The sequence below is a fragment of the Rhodococcus sp. O3 genome, assembly GCF_048897285.1.
Classification (GTDB): Bacteria; Actinomycetota; Actinomycetes; order Mycobacteriales; family Mycobacteriaceae; genus Rhodococcus.
Genome location: NZ_JBMBTE010000185.1, coordinates 1 through 6,537, shown reverse-complemented (window position 1 = coordinate 6,537; position 6,537 = coordinate 1). Strand labels below are relative to the sequence as shown.

6 protein-coding genes and 1 pseudogene are annotated in these 6,537 nt (G+C 69.4%); 6 read left to right on the top strand and 1 reads right to left on the bottom strand.

The window, feature by feature from the left end; genetic code table 11:
- The first annotated feature begins 148 nt into the window (after positions 1 to 148).
- Both ACN675_RS26815 and ACN675_RS26810 read left to right on the top strand, forming a co-directional pair.
- Positions 149 to 1,285 (top strand): NAD-dependent epimerase/dehydratase family protein, encoded by a 1,137-nt coding sequence (locus ACN675_RS26815; RefSeq protein ID WP_420753712.1) that lies wholly within the window; start codon positions 149 to 151, stop codon positions 1,283 to 1,285.
- Complete coding sequence (locus ACN675_RS26810) at positions 1,282 to 2,280, top strand: lysophospholipid acyltransferase family protein (protein WP_420753711.1); 999 nt, start codon at positions 1,282 to 1,284, stop codon at positions 2,278 to 2,280. The genes ACN675_RS26815 and ACN675_RS26810 overlap by 4 nt, the downstream gene beginning before the upstream one ends.
- 50 nt (positions 2,281 to 2,330) lie before the next feature.
- Here ACN675_RS26810 and ACN675_RS26805 read toward each other — a convergent pair whose 3' ends face one another.
- On the bottom strand, positions 2,331 to 3,341 hold the full coding sequence (locus ACN675_RS26805) for an HAD family hydrolase (protein WP_420753710.1): 1,011 nt from the start codon (positions 3,339 to 3,341) through the stop codon (positions 2,331 to 2,333).
- A 149-nt stretch (positions 3,342 to 3,490) separates the two neighbouring features.
- Here ACN675_RS26805 and ACN675_RS26800 point away from each other — a divergent pair, with 149 nt between their 5' ends.
- The 4 genes and pseudogenes from ACN675_RS26800 to ACN675_RS26785 all read left to right on the top strand — a co-directional run.
- Positions 3,491 to 3,781 carry a glutaredoxin family protein gene (locus tag ACN675_RS26800; RefSeq protein ID WP_420753709.1) on the top strand — a complete coding sequence of 97 codons (291 nt, stop codon included), beginning with the start codon at positions 3,491 to 3,493 and terminating at the stop codon, positions 3,779 to 3,781.
- Between the two features lie 159 nt (positions 3,782 to 3,940).
- Positions 3,941 to 4,810 carry a redox-sensing transcriptional repressor Rex gene (locus tag ACN675_RS26795; RefSeq protein WP_420753708.1) on the top strand — a complete coding sequence of 290 codons (870 nt, stop codon included), beginning with the start codon at positions 3,941 to 3,943 and terminating at the stop codon, positions 4,808 to 4,810.
- Positions 4,807 to 6,228, top strand: coding sequence for a glutamyl-tRNA reductase (locus ACN675_RS26790; RefSeq protein ID WP_420753707.1), 1,422 nt, complete (start codon positions 4,807 to 4,809; stop codon positions 6,226 to 6,228). Before ACN675_RS26795 ends, ACN675_RS26790 begins: the two co-directional genes overlap by 4 nt.
- A pseudogene (locus ACN675_RS26785) lies at positions 6,225 to 6,537 on the top strand (hydroxymethylbilane synthase); the annotation flags it as partial. The gene ACN675_RS26790 and the pseudogene ACN675_RS26785, both read left to right, overlap by 4 nt.

Here is a 6,537-nt window from a genome sequence, read left to right as displayed (position 1 = left end):
TCCGTTGTGCGGACTTCGGGAGCAGTGTGGACCTCTGTGTAATGCGGTGTCGCGCAACTCACCGTATTGTTGGGACCCATACCGCGCGAGAGTCGTTCCGTGATACGAGTCGACTCGGTGGACACGACGAGGGGTCGGTCCGGCCGACATGACGAGCGCCGGTTCGTCGGGCGCACGGGGCCGGAGAGCCGGTAGGTCAGGAAACAGGGGGTTGTGCGTGACTTCGACTGCCGACATCGAGCCGCCGAAGGTAGCTCTGGTGACCGGTGCCAGCCGTTTCCTCGGTGGATTCCTCGTCACCCGGCTCGCTCAGAATCCGGCGATCGAACGGGTCATCGCTGTCGACACCCAGTCACCCACCAAGGACATGCTCCGCCGCATGGGCCGCGCCGAGTTCGTGCTCGCCGACATCCGGAATCCGCTGATCGGCAAGGTCATCCGCAACATGGACGTCGACACCGTCGTCCATGCGTCCACGTTGACCAAGGCCCCCAAGTCGGGCAGCCGCACTGCCATGAAGGACATGAACGTCCTCGGTGCCATGCAGTTGTTCGCGGTGTGCCAGAAGGTGCCGTCCGTCCGGCGGGTGGTGCTGCGGTCGTCGTCGGTGGTGTACGGATCCAGCGCCAAGGACCCCGCCAAGTTCACCGAGGAGATGAGCGCCCGTCGCCGGCCGACCGGCGCCTTCGCCCGCGACATGATCGAGATCGAAGGCTATCTGCGGGGCCTGGCCCGCCGGCGCAGCGACATCTCGACCACGATCCTGCGGCTCGCCCCGACAGTCGGGAACCGGGTGCCCGGTTCGGTCTCCGCATACCTGACCTCACCGTTGGTGCCGACCGTGTTCGGGCGCGACGCCCGGTTGCAGTTGCTGCACGAAGAGGATGCGCTGGGCGCACTCGAACGGGCGACCGTCGCCGGACCCGCCGGGACCTTCAACGTCGCCGGGGACGGCATCGTGATGGTTTCGCAGGCCGTCCGCCGCGCGGGCGGGATCCCTGTTCCCATGCCGTACGGACTCTTCCGCACGGCGGGACATGCCCTCATGGGATCCGTCATGACATCCTTCACCAAGGAAGAACTCGACTACTTCCACTTCGGTTGCGGACTCGACACCACCCGGATGCGTACCGAACTCGGGTTCGAGCCGCGCTGGACGACGAAGGACGCACTCGACGACTTCGCCCGCAGCGTCGGGCTGAGCCGCATCGTGAAGACCGAATGGGTCGATCGAGCCGAATCGATGGTGCTCTCCGCACTGGGAGAGAGGACGGAGGCGCGATGACGCAGGTTGCGAAAGTCATTCCGCTGCACGGTGGAGCGAATGCACAGCGCCGCGGCGGTGCGAGACCCGGCAGCGGTCATCCTGCCGGCCGCGACCTCGAGCCCTTCGATCTGCCGACGCAGCACACCCCGGCGGACGGCTTCCTCGACGACCTGCGCCGGACCCTGATCGACCAGGTCACGGGGACCGCCGAGTTCGTGCGCCGCCGCATGACGGGGGACTACGAGGTCGACGACTTCGGGTTCGATCCGCACTTCACCGAGAACGTCGTGATGCCCGTGCTGCGGCCGCTGTTCGACAAGTGGTTCCGCGTCGAGGTCCGTGGCATCGAGAACATCCCCGCCGATGGCAGCGCACTCGTCGTCGCCAATCACGCCGGTACCCTTCCGCTCGACGCGCTCATGACCTCGGTCGCGGTGTGGGACCAGGCGCACCGCCCGCTGCGGATGCTCGCCGCCGACCTCGCCTTCGACATGCCCGTCATCGGCACCGTGGCCCGCAAGGCCGGTCACACCCTCGCCTGCCACCCCGACGCCGAACGGTTGCTGCGCGACGACCAGGTGGTCGCGGTGTTCCCCGAGGGCTACAAGGGTCTGGGCAAACCGTTCCGCGAGCGGTACAAGCTGCAGCGGTTCGGCCGCGGCGGCTTCGTGTCCGCGGCACTGAAGACGCGCGCTCCGATCGTGCCGTGCTCGATCGTCGGCTCGGAGGAGATCTACCCGAACATCGCCGATCTCACGTCGCTCGCGCGGGTGCTCGGCCTGCCCTACTTCCCCGTCACGCCGTTGTTCCCGGCCTTCGGTCCGCTCGGGCTCGTGCCGCTGCCGTCGAAGTGGTACATCGAGTTCGGCACCCCGATCACCACGGACGTGTACGACGATGCGGCCGCCGACGACCCGATGGTGCTGTTCGAGGTCACCGACCACGTGCGGGAAACCATCCAGCAGACGCTGTACAAGCTCCTCACCCGGCGCCGCAACGTCTTCCTCGGCTGAAGCGGCCCGGACGACGAACTGCGCTGCCGACGAACTGCGCTGCCGACGAACTACGCCGCGCGGTCCCGCCGCCGCCCGAGAAGGACCGCCAGCGCCCCGCCCGCCGCGCCGATCCCCAGCGCGGTCGGCACCCCGATCCGCGCGGCCTTGCGGGCGGTCCGGAAATCCCGGATCTCCCAGCCGCGCGTCTTGGCGAGTTCCCGCAGGTCGGCGTCGGGATTGATCGCGACGGCCGTGCCCACCAGCGACAGCATCGGCACGTCGTTGTGGCTGTCGGAGTAGGCGGTGCACCGCTTGAGGTTCAGGCCCTCCCGGATCGCCAGGGCACGCACCGCGTGCGCCTTGCCGAGCCCATGCAGGATGTCGCCGACGAGCCGGCCCGTGAAGACGCCGTCCTCCGATTCGGCGACCGTACCCAGGGCGCCGCTCAACCCGAGCCGCTTGGCGATGACGTCGGCCAGTTCCACCGGGGTCGCGGTGACCAGCCACACCTGCTGACCCGCGTCCAGGTGCATCTGCGCGAGCGCGCGCGTGCCCGGCCAGATCTTGTCGGCGATGATCTCGTCGTAGATCTCCTCGCCGAGGCGGCGCAGTTCCTCCGTCGACCGTCCCTGTACGAACGACAACGCCTTCTCGCGGCCGCTCGCGACGTCGTTCGAGTTCTCCTTGCCGGTGACCCGGAACTTCACCTGCTGCCAGGCGAACTCGAGCAGATCGGTCTTGCGGAAGTAGTCCCGTGCGACCAGACCCCGAGCGAAATGGATGATCGAGGCGCCCTGCACCATCGTGTTGTCGACGTCGAAGAACGCCGCCGCGGTCAGATCGCGCGGCGCGGGGGTCACGGCTTCGGTTTCGATCCCGGCCTCGACCTCGGCCTCGGCCTCGGCGCGCGCCTCGTGCAGCGCCAATGCGGCGTCGGCGCTGGCCTCACCGGCCAGGTTCGCGCGCACCTCGGCCTCGCTGGGGCCGAACTTGCTGAACCACCGGCGGCGTCCCGGTCGGATGAGGCCGGACAGAAACTCGCCGATTCCCCACCCGTACGGCAATGAACGTCCAGGCACTCGCACCTCCGTGTCACGACGGCCGTGTCGCCGCGGGCAACGGACGACGCGCCCAGCCTAGCCCGCGACCGGACCGCGTTCCGGGCGGGAGCGAACGCACGGACCGGGTGTGACGTTCATCTCGACCGGCGATGGCGCACAGTAGGGGAATGACAGAGCCTCGACAGGACGCCGCCGGCGCCTCCGCACCCGCCCACGAAGTCACTCTTCTCGTCCGCGCCGGCTGCGGCGCGTGCGCGCCCGCACGCGCACAGCTCGAGCAGGTGTGCGAGGAGTTCGGGCTCACTCTGACATGCATCGACGTCGATGCTGCTGCCGCAACGGATCCCGAGTTGCGTGCCGAATTCGGCGACCGGTTGCCGGTCGTTCTGCTCGACGGCCGCGAGCACAGCTACTGGGAGGTGGACGAGCCGCGACTCAGGGCCGATCTCGCTCGCTGACCACGGTCGGCGCGGTCCGTCGCGCAGGTAGCGAGCACATTCGGGCCCCTTCGAGCAACTTTGTGCATGGCTTCACAAGCGGTTACCGTGGTGTGAACGAAACCCCGGATCACCGTGAGGACCGACGTGTATCCGTCGGCCGGACGAGGAGCCACGAACGTGACAGAGCTGCACCCCCCGCAGGGCGACGACGCCCGCGACAACGCCGGGGGCGGCGGGGGTGCCTCTCCCGGAGTTCCGGTGCGCGACATCCCCCAGGCTACTGTGACGCGTCTCGCGACCTATCTGCGGGTCCTCGGTGGGCTCGCGGACGCCGGGACGCTCATCGTCTCGAGTGAGGAACTCGCCACCGCGTCCGGGGTCGGATCCGCCAAACTCCGCAAGGACCTGTCGTTCCTCGGCCCCAACGGGGTTCGCGGCGTCGGCTACGACGTGCTGCGCCTGCAGGCGCGCATCGAGAACGCGCTCGGCCTGGACCAGGGACACCGCGTGGTGCTGGTCGGCGTCGGCAATCTCGGTCGTGCGCTCGCCCGGTATCCGGGTTTCGACCGCCGCGGATTCACCATGGCCGGCCTGTTCGACTCCGATCCGCAGATCGTCGGCACCCGTGTGGGCGATCTGACCATCCGCCACGTCGACGGTCTCGAGTCCGGTGCCCGCGAACTCGGCGCGACCATCGGGGTCGTCGCGACCCCCGGTGACGCCGCCCAGCAGGTGTGCGACGTCCTGGTCCGTTCCGGGGTGCGCAGCGTCCTGAGCTTCGCTTCGACGCCGCTCGAGGTGCCCGAACACGTCGAGGTGCGCCGCGTCGATCTTTCCGTCGAGATGCAGGTGCTCTCGTTCAACAGCGCCCGCAACGACGAACTCGCCCACGCTGCCGGGGACGCGCGTCCCACCGGAATGGGGCAGCCGATGGGATCCCGCGCTACCGCGGTGAAGGCAACGAGCGCCCCGCACCGGGCCTCGTCCGGGAAGTCGGGCCCGCTGGGTTCGACCGTGACAAGAAACGGATCGGTGATCGCACCGTGAGTGTTCTCCTCGTCGGGATCTCGCACCGGAGTGCCCCGGTGTCAGTGCTCGAGAAGGTCGCGATCACCGACACCGACCGACCGAAGCTGACCGACAAGATGATGTCCTCCGGGCACATCTCCGAGGCGATGATCGTCTCGACCTGCAACCGGGTGGAGATCTACGCGGTCGTCGACGCGTTCCACGGTGCACTGGCCGACGTCAGCGCACTGATGGCCGAACATTCCGGTCTGACCCTCTCCGATCTGCATCGGCACGCCTACGTGCGGTACAGCGAGGCCGCCGCCGAGCACCTGTTCTCGGTCGCCAGCGGCCTGGACTCGATGGTCGTCGGGGAACAGCAGATCCTCGGACAGATCCGCGCCGCCTATGCCAGCGCGGACGCTCAGCAGGCCGCGGGCCGGGCACTGCACGAACTCGCCCAGCAGGCGCTGCGCGTCGGCAAGCGCGTCCACAGCGAAACCGGCATCGACGCCGCCGGCGCCTCGGTGGTGTCGGTCGCGTTGGACAAGGCCGGTGCACGGCTCGGCGGTCTCGCCGGCCGCACCGCGGCCGTCGTCGGTGCCGGTGCGATGGGCGGTCTCGCGGTCGCGCATCTGACCCGGGCCGGAATCGGGCGGATCATCGTGGCCAACCGCACGCGCGAGCGTGCCGAACGACTCGCCGAAACGGCCCGCGGCAACGGCGTCGAGGCCGAGGTGGTCGCGTTCGGCGATCTCGCGTCCGCACTCGCCCGCGCGGACGTCGCGGTGACCTGTACCGGCGCGGTCGGAACCGTCGTGACCCTCGCCGACGCACACCGCGCGCTCGCCGAGCCCGGCCGCGGACCGGACCGCCCCCTCGTCATCTGCGACCTCGGCCTGCCGCGCGACGTCGACCCGTCCGTCGCGGGTCTTCCCGACGTCACCGTCTTCGACATGGAGGCGCTGCAGAACGATCCCGCCGCCGGCGCGGCCGCATCCGACGCCGAGGCCGCCCGCGGGATCGTCGCCGCCGAACTGTCCGACTACCTGACCTCGCAGCGTCTCGCCGAGGTCACCCCGACCGTCACCGCGTTGCGGCAGCGCGCCGCCGAGGTCGTCGAGGCCGAACTGATGCGTCTCGAATCCCGGCTGCCCGATCTCGACGAGGGGGAACGCGGCGAGGTCGCGCGCACCGTCCGTCGCGTCGTCGACAAACTCCTGCATGCGCCGACCGTGCGCGTGAAACAGCTGGCCTCCACTCCCGGCGGCGACCAGTACGCCGAGGCATTGCGGGAACTGTTCGAACTGCGCCCGGGGGCGGTCGAGGCCGTCGCCATGCCCATGGTGAAGGAACCGGGTGCCCTGGCCGAGTCGGTCGGCACCGACCTGTCCGCAGCCCTCGATCCCGCCCTCACAACGGAGCTGCGGACTCCACGAAAGGACAGGCAGGCATGAGCGCCGAGGCCGCATCGGTCACCCGGAGCGACGACCGGGCCGGCAGCCGCACGTTGCGTATCGGAACGCGCGGCAGCCTCCTCGCGACCACGCAGGCGGGCACCGTCAGAGACGCGCTGATCGCCGCCGGGCATCCCGCCGAGCTGGTGATCATCACGACCAAGGGCGACGTCACCGCAGGCCCGGTCCAGCGGATCGGCGTCGGCGTGTTCACCGCCGAGCTGCGTGAGGCGTTGCTCGCCGGCGAGGTCGATCTCGCCGTGCACTCGTACAAGGACCTGCCCACCTTCCAGGATCCGCGCATGGTCA

What these genes read in the sequence shown, in the direction of transcription:
- ACN675_RS26815 (WP_420753712.1), top strand. Translation starts at nt 149, where the DNA reads ATGACGAGCGCCGGTTCGTCGGGCGCACGGGGCCGGAGAGCCGGTAGG.
- ACN675_RS26800 (WP_420753709.1), top strand. Translation starts at nt 3,491, where the DNA reads ATGACAGAGCCTCGACAGGACGCCGCCGGCGCCTCCGCACCCGCCCAC.
- ACN675_RS26810 (WP_420753711.1), top strand. Translation starts at nt 1,282, where the DNA reads ATGACGCAGGTTGCGAAAGTCATTCCGCTGCACGGTGGAGCGAATGCA.